Here is a 22,581-nt window from a genome sequence, read left to right as displayed (position 1 = left end):
TTCATGCATTACGGCTGGCTGATTAGAGGCAGCCACAGGGCCAGCGCCAGGAGTGTGACCAGCAGGACGGGAGGTGTGATCACCAGACCCACCTTCATATATTGCCTCCACGTGACCCGATGGTTCCTGGACGCCAGCACATGCAGCCAGAGCAGTGTCGCGAGACTGCCGATCGGCGTGAATTTCGGCCCGAGGTCGCAGCCGATGATGTTGGCATAGACCATCAGGTCGCGTGTCAGCGGCGTGATGTCGTGCGCCTGCTGGATCGCCAGTGCCCCGACCAGCACACTCGGCATATTGTTCATGATGGACGACAGAATAGCCGCCAGAAAGCCGGCGCCGATGGTGGCGATGAACGGCCCCTGATGGCCAAGCCAGACCAGTGCGGCCGCAAGGTAGTCGGTCAGCCCGGCATTGCGCAGGCCATACACCACCAGATACATGCCCAGCGAGAAGATCACGATCTGCCATGGCGCGCCCATCAGCACCTTGCGAACAGGGATCACCCGGCCATATCCGGCGACTGCCAGCAGGATGCCGGCAGCCAGGCAGGCCACGATACAGACCGGAATATGAAATGGCGCGGTCAGGAAATAAGCTGCCAGAATCAGGGCCAGCAGCGGAAAAGCCGCGCGGAACACAAGGTGGTCACGAATAGCCGAGACAGGTGCTGGCAGTTCAGAGACGGGGTAGGTCTGGGGCACCTGCCGCTGGTAATAGAGCCACAGGACGGCAAGTGTCGCGCCAAGGGCAGCCAGATCGACGGGGACCATGATCGCGGCGTAGCGGTCAAAGGGAATGTCGAAGAAATTGGCGCTGACGATGTTCACCAGATTGGAAATCACCAGCGGCAGGCTGGTGGTATCCGCGACAAAGCCGGTCGCGATGATGAAGGCCAGCGCCGCGCCATGGTTCAGACGGAGTTGTGTGAGGATAGCGATGACAATGGGCGTCAGCAGCAGGGCCGCGCCGTCATTGGCGAAAACCGCTGCAATGGCCGCTCCCAGCACCACGATCAGCGTGAATAGCGTCCGGCCTCGCCCTTTGCCCCAGCGTACGACGTGCAGGGCGGCCCAATGGAAGAACCCTGCCTCATCCAGCAACAGCGAGATGACGATCAGCGCGATAAAGGTGAAGGTCGCGTCCCAGACGATGTGCCAGACGACAGGAATGTCATGCCAGTGGATCACGCCAGCCGCCAAGGCCACGGCGGCACCTGCCATTGCGCTCCAGCCGATGCCCAGCCCCCGAGGCTGCCAGATGACAAAAACCAGCGTGACAACGAAAAGCAGAAGAGCCAGCATCAGGAGATCCGCTTTCCGGATTCATCGACGATCTTCTCGCCGTCCTCTTTGACGAAAGCGCCCCGCTGCGGGTTGGGCAGGATTTCCAGAGCCGCCTCGGACGGACGGCAGAGCGCAACACCGAGGGGGGTGACGACGATCGGCCGGTTCATCAGGATCGGGTGTGCGATCATGGCGTCGATCAGCGTATCGTCCGTCAGGGTCGGATTATCGAGGCCGAGCTCGTGAAAGGGCGTGCCCTTTTCCCGCAGGACCGCGCGCACCGGAACCCCCATACGGGCGATCAGATCGAACAGTTCCGCGCGGCTCGGTGGGGTTTTCAGATATTCGATGATCCTGGGCTCCTCGCCGCTATTGCGGATCAGTGCCAGCACGTTGCGCGACGTGCCGCAGGCCGGATTGTGGTAGATAGTGACGGTCATGGGCATGAGGCCGGGCTCGGGCTGCAGGAAGACAGGTTCGCGATCAGGGGCGCGCAGAGTTCGGGGCTGCCCGCACAGCAGTCTCTGACGAGGAAGAGCATCAGGTCGCGCAAGCGCGGAAGGCGCGCACGATAGACGATCAGCCGGCTGTGGCGCTGCGAGGTCAGCAGGCCGGCACGGGTCAGGGTGGCAAGATGGGCCGAGATCGTGTTCTGCGGGACATCGAGATGCCGCGCGACGTCTCCGGCGGGTAGTCCGTCCGGTTCGTGGCGCACCAGCAGGCGGAAGATCTCCAGTCGCGTGGACTGCGACAGAGCGCTCAGGGCAGCGAGGACAGATTCTGTATCCATAAATCGACGATCACGGATATATGGGATGAAGTCAAGACTACCCAGGACATGCCTCGTTCAGAGCTTGGAACGCGGCTTCACACGCCGAACAGGCGGCCGATCCCGCCCGTGACGATCATTGCCACAATACCCCAGAACGTCACACGCAGTGCTGGGCGCAGAGGCGCTGCGCCGCCGGCAATCGCGCCAACGACCCCCAGAACAGCGAGAACCACGACGGACGTCAGGGACACGCCCCAGGATACCCACGCCACGGGCGTCAGAACCGCCGCCAGCACAGGCAGTAGTGCTCCGGATGAAAAGGCGGTTGCCGAGGCGAATGCCGCCTGTATGGGTCGTGCCGCCGTGGCTTCGGACAGACCCAGTTCATCCCTTGCATGGGCACCGAGCGCATCATGCTTCATGAGGGCAACGGCGACCTTGCGCGAGAGGTCTTTATCCAGCCCTCTCTTCTGATAAATCCCGGCCAGTTCGGTGACTTCGCCCTCCCAGTCCGTGACCAGTTCCTGTTTCTCGCGGGCGATGTCGGCGTGTTCGGAATCGGCCTGGGAACTGACCGAGACATACTCGCCTGCCGCCATGGACAGGGCGCCCGCGACAAGCGCGGACAGTCCCGCGACGAGAATGCTGCCGCGTGTCGCATGAGAACTGGCAACGCCGACGATGAGGCTGCCGGTCGACAGCGTTCCGTCATTGGCGCCGAGAACGGCCGCGCGCAGCCACCCCAGTTTCTCGACGGCATGGCGTTCGGCCAGAGGATGGAGACGCGACATAAGGTGACCTGTTGCTTCTGATAAATACAAACCAGATTTAGGCCCCTGTTTTTGCCACGGCAATAGGCATTTTATTCTGACATTGCGAGCTATTTTCAATAGTATTTATATTTTCGTAAAATATTCTCTGTTCAGAATCCTGTCAGGTAAGCATGATATGGAAGTGAATCCAGGGTTCCTTTTCATCGAGACGCATATGCCTTGTTCAACGCCGGACATTACCGACACCCTGCGCTACGACAGGCCGACGATCGTCCTTCACTGGACCACCGCCTTTCTGGTGCTGCTTCAGTTTGCTCTTGGCGAAACCTGGAACTGGCCGGCAAAACCCGTCCATCATCTGATGGTCGTCGCGCATCTGACCGTCGGTATCCTGCTGACGGTGATCATGGCGTTCCGCATAGTCTGGCGTCTGACGAAAGGCCGGCATCTGTCGGACCTTCTCCGTCCAGTGGACCGGGTATGCGCTCTCGGGGCGGAGTACACACTCTATGTGCTGCTTCTGGCGGAAATCTTGCTGGGCTATCTCTGGCGATGGGGTGCCGGGCAGACGATGAGTTTTTTCGGCCTCCTGATCCCATCCCCGTTTGCACGGTTCCCGGCGGAAACCGTGACGTGGCTTCACACGTTGCATGAGTGGAACGCCTGGCTGATCATGGGCTTTGCGACAGGCCATGGCGCGGCGGCGCTTTTTCATCAGTTCGTCCTGAAGGACAAAGTTCTCGGGCGCATGTTGCCGCAGTGTTTCTTGTTCCGTCAGTGAGGCGGTCAGTATCCTGTCTGATTGTATGACTGGGCACACCGTGATGCTGGGCCGCCAACAAGCCAGAAGTGATGATTTTTTGTTGTCATCAGCAGCTCCACATGAATGCCGGTTCATGGGAATTGTCTCCTGTCGAACGGGAAAATAAGAAAGTATCGACCCAATGACGATCGTGCCGCGTGGCGTGGGACCAGAAAGACCGGGGTCGGCTCTTGAGGTGCTCCTCATCTTTCTCAGGCTGGGCGTCACCTGCTTCGGCGGGCCGATCGCGCATATCGGGTATTTCCGGGACGAATTCGTCGTCCGACGCCGGTGGCTCAATGAGCGCGCCTATGCCGATCTCGTCGGGCTGTGTCAGTTCCTGCCCGGTCCCGCGAGCAGCCAGGTGGGATTTTCCATTGGCCTGATGCGGGCCGGTTATGCAGGCGGTTTTGCGGCGTGGGCGGGGTTCACCCTGCCTTCGGCACTTATACTGGTCCTCTTCGCCTATGGCGCGAACGCGCTTGCCGGCCCGACTGGTGCAGGCCTTCTGCATGGACTGAAACTCGTCGCCGTCGCCATCGTCGCACAGGCCGTATGGGGCATGGCGCGCACGCTGTGTCCGGACCGGACGCGAGCTTCGATCGCGGTCACGGCCGCGCTCATCGTTCTGTTCGCCATCTCACCGCTTGCCCAGATCGCGGCCATCGTTCTCGGGGGCCTCGCCGGCTTGTGGCTTTGCCGCTCTGTGCAGACGTCAGATGGCGAGCATATTACAGTGCCCGTATCGCATCGTGCAGGGATCGTCGCACTGGCTCTCTTTCTGGCGTTGCTCTTCGGTCTGCCCGTTCTCGCCTGCCATGGCGCACCAGAGGGCGTTTCCCTGTTCGACGCCTTCTACCGGTCAGGCGCGCTCGTGTTCGGTGGCGGTCATGTCGTGCTGCCCTTGCTGCACGAGGCTTTCGTGACATCGGGCTGGGTCAGCGACGACACCTTTCTCGCCGGTTATGGCGCGGCACAGGCGGTTCCGGGGCCGCTTTTCACGTTCGCGGCCTATCTCGGCGCGGTCGTCGGGCAATCTCCCCACGGTGTTGCCGGTGCCGCTTTCGGTCTTTTCGGCATCTTTCTGCCGGGCATCCTGGTCCTGATCGGAGCTTTGCCCTTCTGGGACACCTTCCGCAGCCAGCGGGCCGTTCAGGCGACGATGCGCGGCGTCAACGCAGCGGTCGTGGGCCTGCTGGGGGCGGCGCTCTATACACCGGTCTGGACGAGCGCGGTCAGGTCGGCGGCGGATTTCGGGATCGTGCTGGTCGGTTTCGTCCTGCTGACCGTCTGGCGGGCGCCACCCCTGGTGGTAGTCGGTATCAGCGCGCTGGGAGGGGTCGTCATTGGGCAGGCGGCATAATGAAATGTTCAGTCAGCGACGTGCATCGACGCGTGATCGCCATACCGTTTTTCAACGCACACTTCAATAATGGCGCGTCGTTATAAGGGCCATGTTTCGGCCGTTTCCTGTGTAAGTCAGCCAGAAAACGGACAGGCAGTTTACCCCCCATAGCTGTCTTTCCTGAACGATTTTTTCAGAAGGAGAGGTTGCACTCGATGTAAGCATTTTTGGCCCTGAAAATTGGGGTATCATTCTCGGCCTGTTTCTATCCCTTGCTGGCGGTTTCAGAACTGTGAGTTATCATTAAAGAAGAAAGTGATTCGTGAATGTCACGGATCTGGCCATGTCAGAGGGTCATCATGTCACGAAACGCAAAATGCTTGTCTCAACCGGATAGTCTGGAACAGAAGTCCGGCTCACAACGCATTTCCGCATATGTAAGGCGGGGATTGATGCGGTATCAGGAAGCAGCGGATTATCTCGGGATCGCCAAGGGAACGCTGGCCAACTGGGTTTCACAGCGAATTGGCCCACGGTCCATCAAGATCGGTAGCATGCGATTGTTTCGTCAGGAAGATCTTGATGTCTTCATTGAGGAAAAGCTTTTTGAAACCGAAAGGTTTGAAAAACGCCGTCGCCGTCAGCGCGGACGGGGTGCGCTGGTCCTGACCTGCCCGCATCCTGATCTGTTTCTCTTCTCCGTGCTGGCCCTGGCGTTGGCAGTCTTCATCTTCACCGTGTCATAGGCTTTTTTAAACGCCCTCTGGTTATCTTTGGTTATCCTGACTAGCAGCTAGCGTGTTTTGTCTGCGATGTCTCCAGGCACGGGTTGGTAGTAGCGATTGAGCGACTTCAAGTCGCGATGGCCCGTGACCCGGGTCAGTTCAATCGGGTTCAGATAGCGGGCCAGACGCGATGTTGCTTCATGGCGCAAATCATGAAAGGTCAGGTCCTGAATTCCTGCTTGCCGGGTCATGCGACCGAACAGGACAGAAAAGATTTTTCTCTCCCCCACCGAAAAGACGACGTCTTTTCGGTCAGGCACCTTTTCCATGGTGGCACGCTTTTCCATGAGAACGCGTTGTGCACCCTTGGTCATGGGGTGGATTTCGGGACCGAGCTCTTCTCTATGCCGGTCACTCTTCACACGGGCGAGGGAAATGGTCTGTCTGCGGAAGTCGATATCCTGCCAGCGCAGACTGAGGGATTCCCCCAGACGGCAGCCTTGCTCGATTGACCACCTGATGAGCCACACTACATCAGGGTAGTGCCTGAAAACCCCGTCGGGCCGAGAAGCAGCTCGCAGAAGTTCGGCTTCTTCGCCATCCTTTAATCTCCGGTTTCTCTTGCGATCCGCTCCCTCGGGCCGTTTGGTCCGTTTGGCAGATGCATGATTGAGGATGGTCGTGTCCCACTCCGAGTTGGCGTATTCGACGATGGCTGCAATCATGTTCAGGCGTTTGACGACGGTTCCCTTGGCCAGTCCCGCAGCCAGCATGGCGTCTCGAAAGTTCCGGACGTCGCTGTTGGTCCATTTGTCGATTTTCAATGAGGCAATGTCGGAACCAAGAAGGGCCGGAAGGTGACCCATACGATCGGCATCGCGCTCTGTCATGCGTTCCCGACCAAAGCGCTCAAAGAGTTCGCCAAAAGTAATCTGGTTTCTCTTGCGTGCGGGGGGCTCAAGTTGGCCCACATGCGCCTTGGCGCGTACGTCCTGGAGCCAGCGGCGGGCAAGACTGGCTGACGCGAAGGTTTCGCGGTGACGTTTGCCGTTCACCATCCTGCGGGCCTGATACTGGCCGGGGCCACGATACCAGACGCCTTTGGGCAACGGCTTCCCTGTTACAGGGTCCTTGAGGGTCTCTTTTGGTGATTTGGTCATCGTTATTCGATCCTCTCCCAGTTTGGCTCGTGATTGGCTCAAAAATCAACGATTTTCAGATTAACCTGCTGCAAGTCCTTGAAAAACTTGGCGTGCCGACGGCAATGAAACCGAGAACTGGAACCTATTGATATCGTTGAAATAAAATTAAGCGGCTGTCTCGTGATGGATTGAATGTTCGAAACATCGACCTATAGGCGGAACGCCTGCTTCGGAGGGAAACAGGACAGTCGGCTGTTGAAGCATAGTGATGGCAAAGCCGACATTCGTGGCAATCCATAGCTAGGCTATGAACAGATATTGAATATCCAATACACGCTGCTATCGTAGGACGATAAAATTCTGAGCGGAACAGGGCAATAGCTTAAGCTTATCGCGCCAAACGCAATACAAAAACTATATTATTATAATAATATACATTTGCGCTGAAAGCATAATATCATTATGTGATGCTGTTTTTTCTGCAGAGCGGCAAGAGCTTCTGAACTATTTCATCAACTGACATTACTGATGTATTTAGAGCTAACTTATCAGCCAGCATTGGGCTAAAACGAGCCACTTCGTCTTTCGAGATCTCGTGCCAGATCGGCAGAATACGCGACTGTCCTTGAACTTCGAGAGCAACCAAACCATCGAGCTCACGCTGAGGCCATTCTTTCGCAAAAAAGTTCCTTGATAAGACAACAATACCAAAACGAGAACGAGCTAAACCTAGGTCAATCCTGCGACGCAGACTATCTCCCCATGTAAGCGACATTTCATCATAAAACGGCTTAATACCTAATGCTGTTAATCTTTCAGCAAATGGACGCACAAAGCTATCTTTGTCTTCAGAAGCATGGCTGATAAAGACGTCGTAATCAGGCAAGACGGCGGCATCGGGATCTTGTGCTGCAACTGCGATGGGAGCAGTGATAACAGCTCTTCGCTGATCCCGCAGCTGCTGCTCAAGCTGCCGCATCAGGCGATTTCGGTCATCATCTGCTTTTTTTTGAGCAACTGCAAACCTCTTACGCTCTATGTCTTCCGCCTTTTCAAGCGCAGTTTGCGCCCTGTGTAATTCTGCGCTCTTGGTAGCGATCGACTTCGCTATGTCAGCACGTTTTTTCTGTACCGATGATATGTTACCCGATGCGCGCCGCGCCTCATTCAGCTTTGTCGTAATTGTCGAAGCGCTTCTGCTCACTTGAGCAGCATTTGTCGCCTTGACTACTTTCTCCGAGAAGTCCGCCTCTTTTTTTGCCTCCTGCGCATCTTTGATACGTAGATTAGCGATGTCCTGCTGCAAGCGAGCGACTTTGGCTCGCTCGGTTGAAACTGACATATGACGCCCCCTTGAATATCATAAAAAACTTGTAACGAAAAATACATTCCCCGCAAGCCCTGCTTGCGGTTTCGATTATGTTACAAAGAAAATATCGAGAAAAATGACTTAGGTATAAGCTGTAGCCAGCAGTCCCCTTCATGCCGGGCAAAAGAGCAGTTGCAGCCCACAATTTCCTTGCTATCAGGGATAGAGCTACCGCCTTTCCAATAATATCAAAAATGGTGAAGATTTTTGTAATCAGTCTGCGGCGGGATCGCCTGATGGTCTGTTTAGCCTTCTCTTTTTTATGGACGCCCGCTCGACTTTAAACTCGATGCTCCGATCATCCATGTGTCAGACGTCTTTTCTAGCAACCCACTGAGTATGCTCCCGAGAGAATGCGTTCTCGGCATCACTTACGAATAGAGAGAATTTTTCATCGGTATCCGGGAGCAACGATTGTTCTTTAATCAGGCTAATTTCGTGGGCTGCAAGTCCGTAGGAGGCCGCCAGTTCAGAAAACTTTTTCGCTTGCATCCAACTCAAGAGGCTGGCTGCTGCCGCCACAAATACGTCTGTCGGCCAGAATGTTTGATCAGGGAAAGCAATACGAAAAGCCGCGCACACGACAGCAACAGCGTTAATACCGATTAACATCCAAAAGAACAAATTAGATCTTCGTCGGTTGAAGGCCGTCTTCTTGGCGTACCAGGTGAGCTGATCGAAAATCCGACTAGCCGAATATGTAGCTCGACGCTCCTCTAGACCTTTGCCACGCATTGCTTCCATAACAGGCGTGAACTGCTGACCATCAAGATGTTTTGTCAGCGACTGGCATACCTCTCGGTTCTGCTTGACAATTTGCTTTAACGTCCGGCGAAACTCACTATGAGCACTTGCATCATCTCCTTGGAATGGCTCCGCTCGGGAAACATAACGCCAGGTAATGGTCTTGATGGATTCGGCCACAGCTCTACCTGCATACCAAAGTTGGTCCGGACGCATTGCAAATAAATATATCGAGCAACCAAGTGCGCCCAGAAGGGCAAGAAGCTGGGCTACCGCGATAGACCAGTGAGAAACGCTGATAATTGAAAGACCAGCAGCAACCACAAGCGTCACAAGGTGCACGCTCAACGCGAGAAAGAAGTGCTGCTGCGACTTCAGAGATAAATCATCTGCAGACCGATAAAGCGCGGGAAAATCCTGCTCCTGCATACGGCTAAATTCCTGTCATTTATATCCGAGCTGCTGGTAAACCTCATCTTTATAGGACCAGTTATCCGTCGCCCTCATGTTCCAGTTTGAAAGCGCATACGCTACGATCTTTGGAGAAAAGGGAACAAATATGGCACCAATATTCTTGATAATCGGCGGGCACGTAGCATCTACCATATATCGCGATCCATCGAGGTTGATGCCAATTATTCGGCAGCCCTTTTCCAGAGCTACCTCCATCTCCCAACGCACGTACTTGTGCTTAGAGCGGGTGTCCTGCCCAATGAGTACCGCGAATGTGCCAGCTAGACCAATTCGCTCACGGCACTTCTGCTTAATGTAAGCTTCGTTTTCCGAGTTGATTTCTTTTGCTAGCTGACAGTTGGTGAAGTTAAAATCGATATGCTCGTTCTCTCTCCATGCGAGCATTAGACGATAATAGTGAATGTCGATGCTGCTAAATCCAACGAAAGTGCGCGGAATCCCCATTTTTTCTATCCTATTTACAAATCTTCATTATGTAACGAACATTATTGTTTTTCAAGAAGTGCTTTTCTTAGAGCCTGAATCAGAAAGCGGTTTGATTGATTTTTCGCAGAACTCTGCGGATATGGGCAATCATCAACCATGCGCAGGATGACGAGATTGTTGTCTCGACATCCTTCGTGAGGCGACGGCAACGTCCGAGCCATGCAAAGCTACGCTCCACGATCCAGCGTTTGGGCAAGACGACGAAGCCTTCGGCCCGATCGCTACGTTTGACGATCTCGATCGTCCATCGGCCGAGTTCAGCCAGCGTACCACGCAACTTCTCGCCAGCATATCCCCCGTCACCGATCAGATGGCGAAGCCAGGGAAACAATGAGCGTATTCTGGTCGCTACCAGCGGCGCACCATCACGATCCTGAATGTCGGCGGGATGTACAACAGCCGCCACGACATGACCCAGCGTGTCGGTCGCGATATGTCGCTTGCGTCCCTTGATCTTCTTGCCCGCGTCATAACCGCGGGGGCCGCCATTTTCAGCGGTTTTAACCGACTGGCTGTCAATAATGCCCACTGAAGGCGTGGCGTCTCGCCCGTCCTGCTCACGCGACAGGATCACGAGAATATGGTTCATGGCTTCCCATCTTCCCTCGCGGATCCAACGGTAGAAATAGCCCTGTACGGTCGTGAAGGCCGGAAAGTGCCGAGGTAACTGCCGCCATTGACAGCCGGTCGTGACGATATAGAGGATCGCCTCCATGACCCGGCGCAAATCCGTACGTCGTGGTCTGCCCAGCCGTTTCTTCTCGGGCATCAGCGGCGCAATCAGCGCCCACTCCGCATCGCGCAGGTCGCTTGCATATTCCAGGTCGTCCCTTTGATACTGCGCTCGGGTGATTTCAGTCCAGGCCATCTTGATCTCATCAGGTTATCGCAAACCCATGAATCATAACCCGCTGAAATCACTCAACTCATTTTCGGTCAGACACTTAGGCACTTAGAGGTGGTCCCCATTTTTCGGACAGGGCGATAAGCTATCATCTGGCCTGAACGAGGACGGGTTTTATGGGCAAGGTTACGCGGAAACGGTATGCGGCAGAGTTCAAGTCACGGGTTGCCCTGGAGGCGATCCGTGGGGAACTGACGCTGGCGGAGTTGGCGTCGAAACATGGCGTGCATCAGACGATGATCGCCCAATGGAAGCGCCAGGCGATCGAAGGCATGGCAAGCCTTTTTTCTGGTAAGTCAGTAACGGAACCTTCAGTCAGCCCTGCTGATGTAGAGAAACTGCACGCCAAGATCGGCCAGTTGCTGGTGGAACGGGATTTTTTGCGGGATGCCTCTGCTCGGTTGGGCGTGATCAGAGGCGGCAGATGATTGACCCGAAGCGAGCGCGTCTGCCGATAATCCGGCAATGCACGCTGCTGCAACTCAACCGGTCGCGCGTCTACTATCGGCCTGTGCCACAGAGCGAGGCCAATCTGGAGCTGATGCGGCTGATCGACGCCCAGTTCTTGGAAACGCCCTATTATGGCTCACGGCAGATGACATGGCATCTGCGCCGCCTGGGACATGAAGTGGGCCGCAAGCGGGTCCGGCGGCTCATGGCGATCATGGGCCTGCGGGCGATCTACCAGAAGCCGCGCACGACCGTGCCCCATCCGGAGCATCGGAAATATCCATATCTTCTGCGGAATCTGGTCATCAATCGGCCTGACCAGGTCTGGTGTTCCGATATCACATATATTCCCATGAAACGGGGATTTCTCTATCTCGTGGCGATCATGGACTGGTTCACGCGCAAGGTCCTGTCCTGGCGTCTGTCGAACACGATGGACGTGGAGTTCTGTATCGAGGCGCTACAGGATGCCCTCATGCGCTATGGCGCCCCGGACATTTTCAATACTGACCAGGGGTCGCAATTTACGACACCCCGTTTCAGCGGGATACTGGAAGAGCGTCAGATCCGCATCAGCATGGATGGGCGCGGTCGCTGGCTGGACAACGTGTTCATCGAGCGTCTGTGGCGGTCGCTGAAATATGAATGCGTCTACCTGCACGCGTTCGAGACCGGATCAGAGCTGAGGGCCGGGCTTGGCAGATGGATCGCCCATTATAACCAAAGGCGTCCGCATACGGCGCTGGCTGGACGAACGCCCGATGAGGAGTATCATAACGTGCCGACGCCATCTGGTCCGGGGTTAACCCCGGACCAGATGGCCAACAGCAACGCCGTCGGAAGGGCGGCATAACAACAACCGGGTATAGCTTATCAAGCCCGCAAAACTGTCCGAACGGACGGGACCACCTCACTTATTAAAGCAAACCGTCCTGCTTAGCGCAAGGCGAATTGGCGTACCTCCTGACCGTGATGTAAGGTTATACCCAGATGCCACACCGCGATACCCTTCATGTTATTAGAATAAGAAAAATGCGATATTTATAGAAGTCATGCTCTGGTTTGGTTAGTAATAATTCCGGGCTATAGGCGTGTAGGATTGAGGTAGGCAGGTCACATCGGAACTTACAATTTTGCGGTCCGCGCGCAAGCGAGCTAAAAAATCGCGATAAGTATCGCCACACCACCGTCGTGATGCTACCTACGAATCACAAGTCTTAATGAATTTGAGAGTGATAGAAACCTGCAATGGCAAAGACAAAAGTTTTCGTTAGCTATGATCATTCAGAGGACGCTTTATACAAATATCTTCTTCAAGCATGGGACGCCAATGAGGACTTCGACTTTGAGTTCGATAGTCGTGGTCCAAATATTCCAATCGATAGTGACGATTCAGCGGTGATTAAGGCATCTTTGACGAAGTTACTTAAATCTGCAACGCATCTGTTGGTGATTGTGGGTGAGAAGAGCAGTACCAGCGACTGGATAGGATGGGAGATCGCACGAGCCAAGCAGGATGACATCAAGCTTAAGTTAGCTGCGGTAAAACTGAATAAGACCAACATCACCCCTGCCGGTCTATTAAACGTCGGCACATCTTGGGCGACCAGCTTTGAACGAGACCGCATCGTCGATGCTCTCAAAGAGGCTAAAGTTGGATACTGATCCGCAGAGAGTTAGGCCTGAGAACTATTATTAGAGATATAGTGATAAAGATCATATGAACGAAGATAGTCGTGCAATATGTTTTGTCGTGATGGGTTTCGGCAAGAAGACGGATTTTGAATCCGGGCGGACGATCGATTTGGATGCGACCTACGAGGCCATCATTGAACCCGCCGCAACCAAGCATAATTTACGGTGCATCAGGGCCGATGAAATCATGCACTCCGGCATCATTGATACGCCAATGTATGAGATGCTGCTTCAATCAGACCTCGTTATCGCCGATATCTCAACGGGTAACATCAACGCTGTCTACGAACTCGGCGTGCGGCATGCGCTGCGGCCAAACTGCACTATTATTATGAAGGAGCGTGAGGGTAGACTCTATTTCGATCTGAATCATGTCAATACCTTCGAGTACGATCATCTTGGTGAAGATATCGGAGCACGTGAAGCACGACGCGCCACCCGCGACTTGGGGGTTTTGATCAAGGAGGTCATGGCATCGGGCAAGACGGATAGTCCAGTTTACACTTATCTGCCCCGGCTCATGCAGCCCAAGCTTAACGAAGAAGAGTTTTCGGATTTAGTTGACGAGACTGAGGCTGCGCAGGAAAGCCTTTCAGAATTAATGCAAAAAGGGGAGGCCGCGATGAAGGCGAGCAACCCCGAGGTTGCGGTCAACGCATTTAAAGCGGCTGCCCATCTGAAGGGGCCAGATCCGTTCATCATCCAGCAACTGGCTTTGGCTACTTATAAAGCAAAAAAGCCTTCGCCCTTGGCTGCATTGATAGCCAGTGTGCAGATCATAAACCAGTTAAGTCCAGACATCTCCAACGATCCGGAGACGCTCGGTATTACTGGAGCTATATACAAACGCCTTTGGCACCTGACGAATGATCGTCCTCAGCTTGATGCCGCTATCCGTTACTATGGACGGGGTTTCGAAGTCAGACGGGACTACTATAATGGCGAAAATCTAGCACTCTGCTATGAATTTCGACAGGGGTTGCAGACCGATCCGGACGAGGCCCTTTATGATCGCCTGAGCGCACGGAAAATTCGCACGGCGCTGCTCGAAACCCTATTGCTCTTGATTGAAACACCATCCTTCGATGAGCGAGTCGACAGACGTTGGGTGTTGGCAACACTCGCAAACTGCGCATACGCTTTAGGTAAACCCCAAGACGGTGAGCAGTTTGAGAAAAGGTTTATGGCGGAGCAACCAGCAAATTGGGAAATCGAGACTTATCAGGAGTCCAAGATGCACGTCCTGAGCATATCTTCATCGGACGCGCAAGACAAATTATAGTTCTATGACCAATGAAACTCACAGGCAGGCTGAGGTGGTCCCGTCCGTTCGGACAGTTTTGCGGGCTTGATAAGCTATACCCGGTTGTTGTTATGCCGCCCTTCTGACGGCGTTGCTGTTGGCCATCTGGTCCGGGGTTAACCCCGGACCAGATGGCGTCGGCACGTTATGATACTCCTCATCGGGCGTTCGTCCAGCCAGCGCCGTATGCGGACGCCTTTCGTTATAATGGGCGATCCATCTGCCAAGCCCGGCCCTCAGCTCTGATCCGGTCTCGAACGCGTGCAGGTAGACGCATTCATATTTCAGCGACCGCCACAGACGCTCGATGAACACGTTATCCAGCCATCGCCCACGCCCGTCCATACTGATGCGGATCTGACGCTCTTCCAGTATCCCGGTGAAACGGGGTGTCGTAAATTGCGACCCCTGGTCAGTATTGAAAATGTCCGGGGCGCCATAGCGCATGAGGGCATCCTGTAGCGCCTCGATACAGAACTCCACGTCCATCGTGTTCGACAGACGCCAGGACAGGACCTTGCGCGTGAACCAGTCCATGATCGCCACGAGATAGAGAAATCCCCGTTTCATGGGAATATATGTGATATCGGAACACCAGACCTGGTCAGGCCGATTGATGACCAGATTCCGCAGAAGATATGGATATTTCCGATGCTCCGGATGGGGCACGGTCGTGCGCGGCTTCTGGTAGATCGCCCGCAGGCCCATGATCGCCATGAGCCGCCGGACCCGCTTGCGGCCCACTTCATGTCCCAGGCGGCGCAGATGCCATGTCATCTGCCGTGAGCCATAATAGGGCGTTTCCAAGAACTGGGCGTCGATCAGCCGCATCAGCTCCAGATTGGCCTCGCTCTGTGGCACAGGCCGATAGTAGACGCGCGACCGGTTGAGTTGCAGCAGCGTGCATTGCCGGATTATCGGCAGACGCGCTCGCTTCGGGTCAATCATCTGCCGCCTCTGATCACGCCCAACCGAGCAGAGGCATCGCGTAAAAAATCCCGTTCCACGAGAAGTTCGCCTATCTTCGCGTGCAGTTTCTCCACGTCAGCTGGGCTGACCGGGGGCTCAGCCACCGTCTTCCCGGAAAAGGTCGCCGCCATCCCCTCGATCGCCTGCCGTTTCCACTGGGCGATCATCGTCTGATGTACCCCATGTTTCGAAGCCAGTTCCGCCAGCGTCAGTTCCCCACGGATCGCCTCCAGCGCAACCCGTGACTTGAACTCTGCCGCATACCGTTTCCGCGTAACCTTGCCCATAAAACCCGTCCTCGTTCAGGCCAGATGATAGCTTATCGCCCTGTCCGAAAAATGGGGACCACCTCTCTAGCGATAGTTACCAAGCGTCACTCCCATAATTCGCCTGAACCTGGCTGCAAATGCACTTGGCGTCTCATAGCCTAATATTTCAGATATCGAAGCCACCTGTTCGCCAGCAATGATCTTCGGGACGCGATAGGCGATGCACGCTACCCTGACAGTTAACATGGGCAAACTACTATCGGTAGATGGCCGTGGTACTATGGCCGCTATCTGAAAGACTATATGTTTTGGAATGAAGGCGAAAGATGGACGGACAGGATAGAGATCTCTCCACTGAAGCGGCGGCTCTTGCTGACATCCTCAGATGGTCAGCGGACATCCCCGCTTGGCAACGGGACGCCCTACGGCGGCTATGTGGTCAGGCGAAGCTGGAGCCGGCGGACCTGACGTCGCTCGTGGCCATCTGCAAGGGCACCAACCAAGGCTCGCCGCTGGATGCGACCCACGTTCGAGATCCCGCCGCCAGCCATGCCGTCGTCAGTCTCGGTGCGCTGCACGGCCTGTCCAACGTCAACGCTCTCGCTCCAGGCGAACGTCTGTCCTTTGGAAGGGCTGGTCTGACAGTCATCTACGGCGACAACGGTGCCGGCAAGTCCGGCTATGCTCGTGTTCTGAAACAGCTCTGCAGGGCTCGCTCTCCCAAGGGTGATGCGATCCTACCTAACATCTACGCGGCCGATGGGGGCACGCCGTCCGCTCATGTCGAGTTTTATATTGGCGGTCAGAAGCACAACGCCTCATGGACGCAAGGCTCACCGACCGACGCGATGCTCTCGGCGGTCAGCGTATTCGATTCACGCACCGCCAATGTCCATGTCGAGAACACCAACGATCTTGCCTACACGCCTCTTCCTCTCCGCATCCTCGCCGGCCTCGCGCAGGCCTGCCTGGACGTGAAGGCTAAGCTCGCCGCCGAGATCAAGACCCTGCAGGAGCAAACGCCAGCCGTTCTTTACAACCCCGAGTGCAAGCCCGAAACCGAGGTCGGCAAGCTGGTCGCCGCCCTTTCAGGGAAGACCAAGCCTGAAACCGTCGAGAAATTGGCGGGCATCAATGTCGATGAGGAATCCCAGCTTCAGACTCTGGTCACTGATCTCGCCAGCGATCCGGCGCGCACGTTACGCCAGCTTCAGGGTCACGAGACCCACCTCAAGACGACCATTGACCGTCTGGAGCGTTTGGCGGCTGTCGTGGCTGAGGAAACCCGGACCGCACTGCACGACGCCTACGCACGTCTTGGTACGGCACGTCAGGCGGTCGCTGCTGCTTCCGCGAACCTCTTCGCCGACGAACCTCTGCCCGACATCGGGTCAGACGTGTGGAAGTCGCTCTGGGAGGCAGCCCGCGACTATTCCCGTGCGTCAGCCTATCCGGAGAAAGGCTTTCCCGTTACCGACGCCGGCGCGCATTGCGTTCTCTGCCAGCAGCCTCTCAGCAAAGAAGCCTCGAAACGCCTGAGCAGCTTCGAAGCCTTCGTCCAGGACGAGAGCAAGCGTCGAGAGGAAGAGGCCGAGAGGGTCTATGAGAAAGCACTGAAGGATGCCACGTCGAAGGGTATCGCGATGTCCGAACTCCCGACAATCATCACGCTAATCCGGGACGATCTTGGACAAGAGACCCTCGCCACATCGGTTCGTCGCGAGATTTTGGTTCTCGCATGGCGTCTGCGCGCCATCCTGCGCATGCATCGTTCCGAAACCGTTCCAATGTTGCCGCCGGCTGTTGCGCTTTCTGTCAATCCCTTGCGAAGCGCCCTTTCCGGTTTGGAGACCCGTATGAATGCCTTGAGGTCGGAGACAAATTCACCTCAGCGAATTGCGCTTATCGCCGAACGCGATGGGCTTGCCGATCGCAAATGGCTCGGCGTCGTTCTGCCCGATGTACTCGCACAGATCACTCGTCTCAAGACCATAGCGACTCTCGAAAAGGCAGGCAGGGACACGGCTACAAACAAGATCACCAAACAGAGCGCCCGGATTGCGCAGGCCCTCGTTACTAATCGCCTGCGTGGGCGTTTTGCGGTTGAAGTAGACAAGCTCGGCGTCGCAGGGCTCGCCATTGAGCTCCAGCAGGCAAAGACGACTGCCGGTGTCCCCTTCTTTCAGGTTCGGCTCATCAACAAGCCGAGCGAGCCAGTTGGGAAGGTTCTGAGCGAGGGCGAGCATCGCTGCGTAGCTCTCGCTGCGTTCTTGGCGGAACTCTCCACAATCGACGCGCAGTCCGCAATCGTGTTTGATGACCCCGTTTCGTCTCTCGATCATCTCCATCGTGATCGCGTAGCGACGCGCCTGGCCGAAGCCGGCAAGTCCCGACAGGTCGTAGTCTTTACTCACGACATGGCCTTCCTGCTGTTACTCGATGAAGCGTGTCGGGCTACCAAAGACCTCGAAGCTACACCCGTCACCTATCGCCTTGTCAGCAGAGGCGCCAACAATTCAGGCTTTTGCCATCAAGAACCACCCGCTACTGTCATGCCGCTAGACAAGGTGCTCGACGGCATGAAGTCGCACCTTTCCAACGTGACAATCCATTATGAACGCGGCGATCAAGCCAAGTGGTTGCGCGAGGTGACCTCTTTTCAGGACCAGTTGCGCACGACATGGGAGCGTGCCGTCGAGGAAGTCGTCGGGCCGGTGATCCGGCGACTGTCGCGTAAGGTCGATACCACCGGCCTCATTAAGCTCACCGCTCTCACTGATGGTGATTGCACGACGATGCGAGAGGCCTTTGGCAGATGCTCGGCGCTACTCCACAGCCAACCCGGCGAGATTAACCCGCGTATTCCCGCGCCGAGTGCCATCCAAACGGAAATCGAAACGTTGGAGAGATGGATCGCTAATATCCGAGTCCGACAGGAGAAGGTCGCATGACGAAATTCCAGTGCGTCAAGCTGATACTTGTCGAAGGACGTCCCTTTCAAACGCAAACGACATCAGTTCGCTGTGCCGGCGAACTGTCTGCTCTGGCGGAAGAAGATTGGCAGACTGAATGGCTGACATGAGGCGTCGGCATCCCTGAGCAGACGGGCAGTCTATTGGGAGAAAGCGGAATGTCCTCTTATTATTGACACGCTGGGGGAGTTCAATCATTGACTTGTATTTGTAGCTTAGTGTGACGCATAGGCGAATATGTACGAAGTTTCTCGTGCTGTATTCTGAATTATTTATCAAATGACACGAGATACGTCATATTGCAAAATAGACGTGTATTGATGCCAATCCAAAATGGAAAGACCCTATATATGACAATGAAAAATTTCCCCCGCAGCAAATTCGAAGAGTTATCAGATGAAGATCAGGGGAAAATACTCACAAATTTCATTAATTCTGAAGACGTTTTGAAAAGAATGGAAGGGCTTTCCGGAACAATTGTTGTCATGAATAATGGAAACGATGTTTTTCCTCAAAAAGTAAGTGCAAAGTTTCCGATATCAAAAAAAAGCATACCTCCCAATGAAGCTGCAATACGATTTATTAGAGAATTTGAATTGCAAAGTAAGGCTTATTATCATCCTAACATACATTGGCCTCATAATTTCAGTTTTCATCTTGGAACACCAGTCGCATATTTTAGATTTTGGGAAGGAGATTTGTCAAAATTAATTAATAACGACATTATAATTGATGTTGAAAAAATAGCCATTATAATCCAAATATTATACGGGTTAATACACCTCTCAAAACGAAATATAGTTTGCCATCAAGATTTAAAGCCAGAAAACATTTTTTTTCGTGATTATAATAAGACACATCAATTGAACTCCAATCAACACATACCCTTAACTCCACTTATTGGGGATTTTGGGAGTGTTGATTTATTTAAAGAACATCCAATATTCCGCGGAACAGCACCGTATTGCGCCCCAGAGCAATGGAAAGATAAATCTGAATGGAATAAATCGGATCTCACCGAGAAAACCAACATCTTTACTATTGGAATTATGCTTTTTGAGCTTATTAGCAATGGCTACCATCCAGAAGGGTCAGATTTTACTCCATGGCATCTAGGAAAAGGTGAAGCTTTTAAAAATCTTAATAGGGAAAGTAAATGGCGTGAGTGGATTAATTTAGGGTGTCCCATAAATGCTAATCTTGATGTATGCTATAAAGACATATTTGATATAGTTAAAAATTGCATGGAAATTGATCCTAAAAAACGGCCAAACCCAGAATGTTTAATCGAAGTTCTTTTTGAGAGCATCAAGTTACGGTCGAACGAATTCTATGAACAAGTGAAACTTCATACAAATTATCTGAATGAAATCGCTTTAGATGAAAATTGGGAATTTCCATCTAAACAACTTAGCGGCGTCAAATCAAAAGTGTATTCTTATTATAATATTAAACAATAGAATTTTTAATTATTAATTTTATACATTAACATCCGGATGGCAGTCAATTGCTATTGATCTCATGCATGGCATCCGGATGTTTTCATTGTTCACGTTCTATCGGCATGTAGTCATTGCGACGACACCACAAGACGAACAGTAGATGATGACTATTTAGTAAGCGGCCGCTTGAGACCGCCTTATGAGTGAGGATTGTGCCTGGTAAGTTACCGTCGTTAACGACGTCGTTATTGACGTTGTTTGGGAGGTAGCTATGGCTCAAGAAATCCTGATTGGCGTTGAACGCCGTCGCCGCTGGTCGGATGAACGCAAGCTTGCGATACTGGCTGAAGTTGGTGTGGACGGGGCAAGTGTATCGGATGTGGCCCGTCGGCATGACCTGACCCGTCAACATCTTTACCAATGGCGGACGTCTTTCCGCCACAGACTGTCTTCCCCGGATCAGTCTGTGGCGTTTGTTCCTGTCGCTGCAGTGAAGACACCTGCTCTGGTCTCTGGCGATGATAATGAAGGGCTGGCCATTATGCTGCGTAATGGCCGCAGTATCAAGGTGACGGGACATCCTGCAGAAGAGTTTCTGGCGAAGATCATCCGGATTGCCGAGACAGCATGATTGGCGTGGGCAACGGTGTGCGCGTCTATCTGGCCTGCGGGGTTACGGATATGCGCAAGGGGATATCGGGTCTGGCTGCACTGGCACAGGACGTGCTGCGTCAGAACCCGACATCGGGAGCGCTCTTTGCCTTTCGTGGTCGCCGTGGGGACAGGATCAAGCTTCTGATGTGGGACGGTCAGGGGTTCTGTCTTTATTACAAGGTGCTTGAGAAGGGACGTTTTCCATGGCCCTCGCCGGCAGATGGCGTTGCACGCCTGACAGCCGCACAGATGGCCATGCTGTGGGAAGGCATGGAGTGGAGACGACCTTCCTGGTCTGCGCCACCGTCTCGCGTGGCCTGATTTTTATGGCGTGATCGTGCAGAACCTTTTGTCTTTTATTGGGTTTTCTGCTATTTTTTCATAATGACGCATGCGCCCGCGGTCCTGCCTGATGATCCAGATATCCTGAGGGAAATGATTGTTTCCCTGCAGACTGAAGTGGCTCGGCTTTCCGCTTCAGCCCGTGCGTATGAAGCTCTTGTCCAGTCTCTCAAAATCCGGATCGCGCGTCTTCAGAAACAGAAATTCGGGGCCAGTTCAGAAAAGATAGACCGTGAGATTGAACAGCTCGAACTGCTTCTTGAAGATGTGAAAATCGCCATCGCGGCAGCCGATCCTTCTCCTGACATCAGGGAGCACGATGACAGCGATGGTGTGGTCTCTTCCCCCAGATGGCGCGGCAAACCAAAGGTTTCCGACACGACACCACGGGAGCGTATTGTTCTCGACCCGGGCGAGGCCTGTCCCGCCTGTGGCGGTCCCCTACGCCTCGTTGGCGAAGATGTCACCGAAATACTGGACTTTATTGCGGCAAAACTGAAAGTTGTCGAAACGGCACGGCTGAAGAAATCCTGCCGTCATTGCGAAACAATGGTACAGCCTGAAGCACCGTCGCGCCCTGTCCCACGGGGCATGGCTGGCCCCGGGCTGCTGGCCCATATCCTGGTCTCAAAATTCGATGATCACATTCCGCTTTATCGTCAGAATGAGATCTTTTCCCGTCAGGGTGTGGACATTCCCCGTTCAACCCTGATCGACTGGTGTGGTCAGGCCGTTGCCGTTCTGCGTCCTCTCACAGATCTGATCCGTCAGGATGTCGTAAAGGCAGACCTGCTGCATGCCGATGATACACCCATCCAGGTTCTTGATCCTCGCCTGCGTCAGGCTGGGAAACCACGTGGTGTGAAGGAAGGGCGGATCTGGACCTATCTGCGCGATCCCCGCCCCTGGGGCGGGAGTGATCCGCCCGCCGTGGCCTACTGGTTCTCTCCCGATCGCAAGGGGATCAATCCCCAGACCCATCTGGCACAGTTCCGGGGCATTCTGCAGGCTGACGCCTACGCGGGGTTCAGGGATCTGTATAAACCCGATGCAACGGGAACCGTGCATGTGCGCGAAGCGGCCTGCTGGGCTCATCTCCGCAGGGCCTTCCATGATGTCTGGAAGGGCAGTGATTCGACAATCGCAAGGGAAGCACTCGAGCAGATCGGGGAACTCTACGATATCGAGCGGCAGCTCACCGGGTCTCCTGCTCCGTATCGTCTGGCTGTCCGACAGGAAAAAAGCCGCCCTCGTGTCACAGCATTCCACGCATGGTGCGAAACACAGCTCGCCCGTATCCCAGGCAAGGGGGAACTGGCAAAAGCAATCCGTTATGCGCTCAACCGGTGGGCAGCCTTTACCCTCTTCCTCGAAGATGGTCGTGTTGCCATCGACAACAATCCTGCCGAGCGGGCCATACGACCGGTATGCGTCGGGCGGAAAAACTATCTGTTTGCCGGTTCAGACGCCGGGGGCGACAACATCGCTGATGCCATGACGCTTATCGAAAGCGCAAAACTCTCAGGCATCAACCCGCACGATTACCTCGCCGACGTCCTGGCCCGTATCAACGAGCACAAGATCAATCGGCTCCACGAACTATTGCCATGGAATTGGCAACCCCTGAATACACCGCACAGACAGGTCGCATAATCAAGGCGGC

At 54.5% G+C, this 22,581-nt stretch carries 21 protein-coding genes; 11 read left to right on the top strand and 10 right to left on the bottom strand.

Going from position 1 to position 22,581, the window contains the following annotated elements:
• Positions 1-8: 8 nt before the first annotated feature.
• The 4 genes from A4S02_RS09085 to A4S02_RS09075 form a co-directional block, all read right to left on the bottom strand.
• The gene (locus A4S02_RS09085) at positions 9-1,304 is read right to left on the bottom strand and encodes an arsenic transporter (protein WP_070323568.1); all 1,296 of its coding nucleotides are present in this window, start codon (positions 1,302-1,304) and stop codon (positions 9-11) included.
• Positions 1,304-1,726: an arsenate reductase (glutaredoxin) gene (gene arsC, locus A4S02_RS09080; RefSeq protein ID WP_070324232.1), complete on the bottom strand. Its 423-nt coding sequence runs from the start codon at positions 1,724-1,726 to the stop codon at positions 1,304-1,306. Before arsC ends, A4S02_RS09085 begins: the two co-directional genes overlap by 1 nt.
• On the bottom strand, positions 1,723-2,076 hold the full coding sequence (locus A4S02_RS15155) for an ArsR/SmtB family transcription factor (RefSeq protein ID WP_082246803.1): 354 nt from the start codon (positions 2,074-2,076) through the stop codon (positions 1,723-1,725). Before A4S02_RS15155 ends, arsC begins: the two co-directional genes overlap by 4 nt.
• A 77-nt stretch (positions 2,077-2,153) precedes the next feature.
• Entirely contained in the window at positions 2,154-2,849 is a 696-nt protein-coding gene (locus A4S02_RS09075) for a VIT1/CCC1 transporter family protein (protein ID WP_035379753.1), read from the bottom strand.
• Positions 2,850-3,006: 157 nt separating this feature from the next.
• On the opposite strand from A4S02_RS09075, the gene A4S02_RS09070 reads away from it, so the two are divergent.
• The 3 genes from A4S02_RS09070 (at position 3,007) to A4S02_RS09060 (ending at position 5,724) form a co-directional block, all read left to right on the top strand.
• Positions 3,007-3,612 (top strand): cytochrome b, encoded by a 606-nt coding sequence (locus tag A4S02_RS09070; protein ID WP_082246802.1) that lies wholly within the window; start codon positions 3,007-3,009, stop codon positions 3,610-3,612.
• 163 nt (positions 3,613-3,775) lie between these two features.
• Positions 3,776-4,996: a chromate efflux transporter gene (chrA, locus tag A4S02_RS09065; RefSeq protein WP_061499375.1), complete on the top strand. Its 1,221-nt coding sequence runs from the start codon at positions 3,776-3,778 to the stop codon at positions 4,994-4,996.
• Between the two features lie 341 nt (positions 4,997-5,337).
• Positions 5,338-5,724 carry a helix-turn-helix domain-containing protein gene (locus A4S02_RS09060; RefSeq protein ID WP_228142338.1) on the top strand — a complete coding sequence of 129 codons (387 nt, stop codon included), beginning with the start codon at positions 5,338-5,340 and terminating at the stop codon, positions 5,722-5,724.
• A gap of 47 nt (positions 5,725-5,771) precedes the next feature.
• On the opposite strand, the gene A4S02_RS09055 is transcribed toward A4S02_RS09060, so the two are convergent.
• The 5 genes from A4S02_RS09055 to A4S02_RS09035 form a co-directional block, all read right to left on the bottom strand.
• Positions 5,772-6,863 (bottom strand): integrase, encoded by a 1,092-nt coding sequence (locus A4S02_RS09055; protein WP_070323566.1) that lies wholly within the window; start codon positions 6,861-6,863, stop codon positions 5,772-5,774.
• Between the two features lie 442 nt (positions 6,864-7,305).
• Complete coding sequence (locus A4S02_RS09050; RefSeq protein ID WP_070323565.1) at positions 7,306-8,187, bottom strand: toll/interleukin-1 receptor domain-containing protein; 882 nt, start codon at positions 8,185-8,187, stop codon at positions 7,306-7,308.
• A 336-nt stretch (positions 8,188-8,523) separates the two neighbouring features.
• Entirely contained in the window at positions 8,524-9,387 is an 864-nt protein-coding gene (locus A4S02_RS09045) for a DUF4231 domain-containing protein (protein ID WP_070323564.1), read from the bottom strand.
• A 15-nt stretch (positions 9,388-9,402) separates the two neighbouring features.
• Complete coding sequence (locus A4S02_RS09040; protein ID WP_070323563.1) at positions 9,403-9,876, bottom strand: TIR domain-containing protein; 474 nt, start codon at positions 9,874-9,876, stop codon at positions 9,403-9,405.
• Between the two features lie 79 nt (positions 9,877-9,955).
• On the bottom strand, positions 9,956-10,786 hold the full coding sequence (locus A4S02_RS09035) for an IS5 family transposase (protein ID WP_070323562.1): 831 nt from the start codon (positions 10,784-10,786) through the stop codon (positions 9,956-9,958).
• 152 nt (positions 10,787-10,938) lie between these two features.
• On the opposite strand from A4S02_RS09035, the gene A4S02_RS09025 reads away from it, so the two are divergent.
• The 3 genes from A4S02_RS09025 (at position 10,939) to A4S02_RS09015 (ending at position 14,249) form a co-directional block, all read left to right on the top strand.
• Positions 10,939-12,125, top strand: a protein-coding gene (locus A4S02_RS09025; RefSeq protein ID WP_099046892.1) for an IS3 family transposase whose coding sequence is annotated in 2 segments (ribosomal slippage) — positions 10,939-11,209 and positions 11,209-12,125 — 1,188 coding nt in all. Because the reading frame shifts where the segments join, the coding sequence is not laid out codon by codon here.
• Positions 12,126-12,520: 395 nt separating this feature from the next.
• Entirely contained in the window at positions 12,521-12,937 is a 417-nt protein-coding gene (locus A4S02_RS09020; RefSeq protein ID WP_061498840.1) for a TIR domain-containing protein, read from the top strand.
• Between the two features lie 55 nt (positions 12,938-12,992).
• Positions 12,993-14,249 (top strand): tetratricopeptide repeat-containing protein, encoded by a 1,257-nt coding sequence (locus A4S02_RS09015; RefSeq protein WP_070323560.1) that lies wholly within the window; start codon positions 12,993-12,995, stop codon positions 14,247-14,249.
• Positions 14,250-14,339: 90 nt separating this feature from the next.
• On the opposite strand, the gene A4S02_RS09010 is transcribed toward A4S02_RS09015, so the two are convergent.
• Positions 14,340-15,526 (bottom strand): IS3 family transposase gene (locus A4S02_RS09010; protein ID WP_099046891.1). Its coding sequence is split into 2 segments (ribosomal slippage): positions 14,340-15,268 and positions 15,268-15,526, totalling 1,188 coding nucleotides; the frame shifts between segments, so codons are not numbered across the junction.
• Between the two features lie 308 nt (positions 15,527-15,834).
• Here A4S02_RS09010 and A4S02_RS09000 point away from each other — a divergent pair.
• The 5 genes from A4S02_RS09000 (at position 15,835) to tnpC (ending at position 22,571) form a co-directional block, all read left to right on the top strand.
• Entirely contained in the window at positions 15,835-18,459 is a 2,625-nt protein-coding gene (locus A4S02_RS09000) for an AAA family ATPase (protein ID WP_070323558.1), read from the top strand.
• A 371-nt stretch (positions 18,460-18,830) separates the two neighbouring features.
• On the top strand, positions 18,831-19,940 hold the full coding sequence (locus tag A4S02_RS08995; protein ID WP_157885538.1) for a protein kinase domain-containing protein: 1,110 nt from the start codon (positions 18,831-18,833) through the stop codon (positions 19,938-19,940).
• Positions 19,941-20,193: 253 nt separating this feature from the next.
• Entirely contained in the window at positions 20,194-20,553 is a 360-nt protein-coding gene (gene tnpA, locus A4S02_RS08990) for an IS66-like element accessory protein TnpA (RefSeq protein WP_070323187.1), read from the top strand.
• Positions 20,550-20,897, top strand: coding sequence for an IS66 family insertion sequence element accessory protein TnpB (tnpB, locus tag A4S02_RS08985; RefSeq protein ID WP_020944072.1), 348 nt, complete (start codon positions 20,550-20,552; stop codon positions 20,895-20,897). The genes tnpA and tnpB overlap by 4 nt, the downstream gene beginning before the upstream one ends.
• A gap of 63 nt (positions 20,898-20,960) precedes the next feature.
• Positions 20,961-22,571, top strand: coding sequence for an IS66 family transposase (gene tnpC, locus A4S02_RS08980; protein ID WP_070323557.1), 1,611 nt, complete (start codon positions 20,961-20,963; stop codon positions 22,569-22,571).
• Positions 22,572-22,581: the final 10 nt, after the last annotated feature.

Origin of the sequence: Acetobacter ascendens, from assembly GCF_001766235.1 — a bacterium.
GTDB classification, from domain to species: Bacteria; Pseudomonadota; Alphaproteobacteria; order Acetobacterales; family Acetobacteraceae; genus Acetobacter; species Acetobacter ascendens.
The sequence above is the reverse complement of the archived record's forward strand: the minus strand, read 5'-3'. Positions and strand labels throughout refer to the sequence as shown.

Coding starts and splice junctions, on each gene's coding strand:
- A4S02_RS09045 (WP_070323564.1), bottom strand. CDS start 9,387: ATGCAGGAGCAGGATTTTCCCGCGCTTTATCGGTCTGCAGATGATTTA.
- A4S02_RS09040 (WP_070323563.1), bottom strand. CDS start 9,876: ATGGGGATTCCGCGCACTTTCGTTGGATTTAGCAGCATCGACATTCAC.
- A4S02_RS09085 (WP_070323568.1), bottom strand. CDS start 1,304: ATGCTGGCTCTTCTGCTTTTCGTTGTCACGCTGGTTTTTGTCATCTGG.
- A4S02_RS09055 (WP_070323566.1), bottom strand. CDS start 6,863: ATGACCAAATCACCAAAAGAGACCCTCAAGGACCCTGTAACAGGGAAG.
- A4S02_RS09000 (WP_070323558.1), top strand. CDS start 15,835: ATGGACGGACAGGATAGAGATCTCTCCACTGAAGCGGCGGCTCTTGCT.
- tnpC (WP_070323557.1), top strand. CDS start 20,961: ATGACGCATGCGCCCGCGGTCCTGCCTGATGATCCAGATATCCTGAGG.
- A4S02_RS09060 (WP_228142338.1), top strand. CDS start 5,338: ATGTCACGAAACGCAAAATGCTTGTCTCAACCGGATAGTCTGGAACAG.
- tnpA (WP_070323187.1), top strand. CDS start 20,194: ATGGCTCAAGAAATCCTGATTGGCGTTGAACGCCGTCGCCGCTGGTCG.
- chrA (WP_061499375.1), top strand. CDS start 3,776: ATGACGATCGTGCCGCGTGGCGTGGGACCAGAAAGACCGGGGTCGGCT.
- arsC (WP_070324232.1), bottom strand. CDS start 1,726: ATGACCGTCACTATCTACCACAATCCGGCCTGCGGCACGTCGCGCAAC.
- tnpB (WP_020944072.1), top strand. CDS start 20,550: ATGATTGGCGTGGGCAACGGTGTGCGCGTCTATCTGGCCTGCGGGGTT.
- A4S02_RS09020 (WP_061498840.1), top strand. CDS start 12,521: ATGGCAAAGACAAAAGTTTTCGTTAGCTATGATCATTCAGAGGACGCT.
- A4S02_RS09075 (WP_035379753.1), bottom strand. CDS start 2,849: ATGTCGCGTCTCCATCCTCTGGCCGAACGCCATGCCGTCGAGAAACTG.
- A4S02_RS09070 (WP_082246802.1), top strand. CDS start 3,007: ATGGAAGTGAATCCAGGGTTCCTTTTCATCGAGACGCATATGCCTTGT.
- A4S02_RS15155 (WP_082246803.1), bottom strand. CDS start 2,076: ATGGATACAGAATCTGTCCTCGCTGCCCTGAGCGCTCTGTCGCAGTCC.
- A4S02_RS09035 (WP_070323562.1), bottom strand. CDS start 10,786: ATGGCCTGGACTGAAATCACCCGAGCGCAGTATCAAAGGGACGACCTG.
- A4S02_RS09015 (WP_070323560.1), top strand. CDS start 12,993: ATGAACGAAGATAGTCGTGCAATATGTTTTGTCGTGATGGGTTTCGGC.
- A4S02_RS09050 (WP_070323565.1), bottom strand. CDS start 8,187: ATGTCAGTTTCAACCGAGCGAGCCAAAGTCGCTCGCTTGCAGCAGGAC.
- A4S02_RS08995 (WP_157885538.1), top strand. CDS start 18,831: ATGACAATGAAAAATTTCCCCCGCAGCAAATTCGAAGAGTTATCAGAT.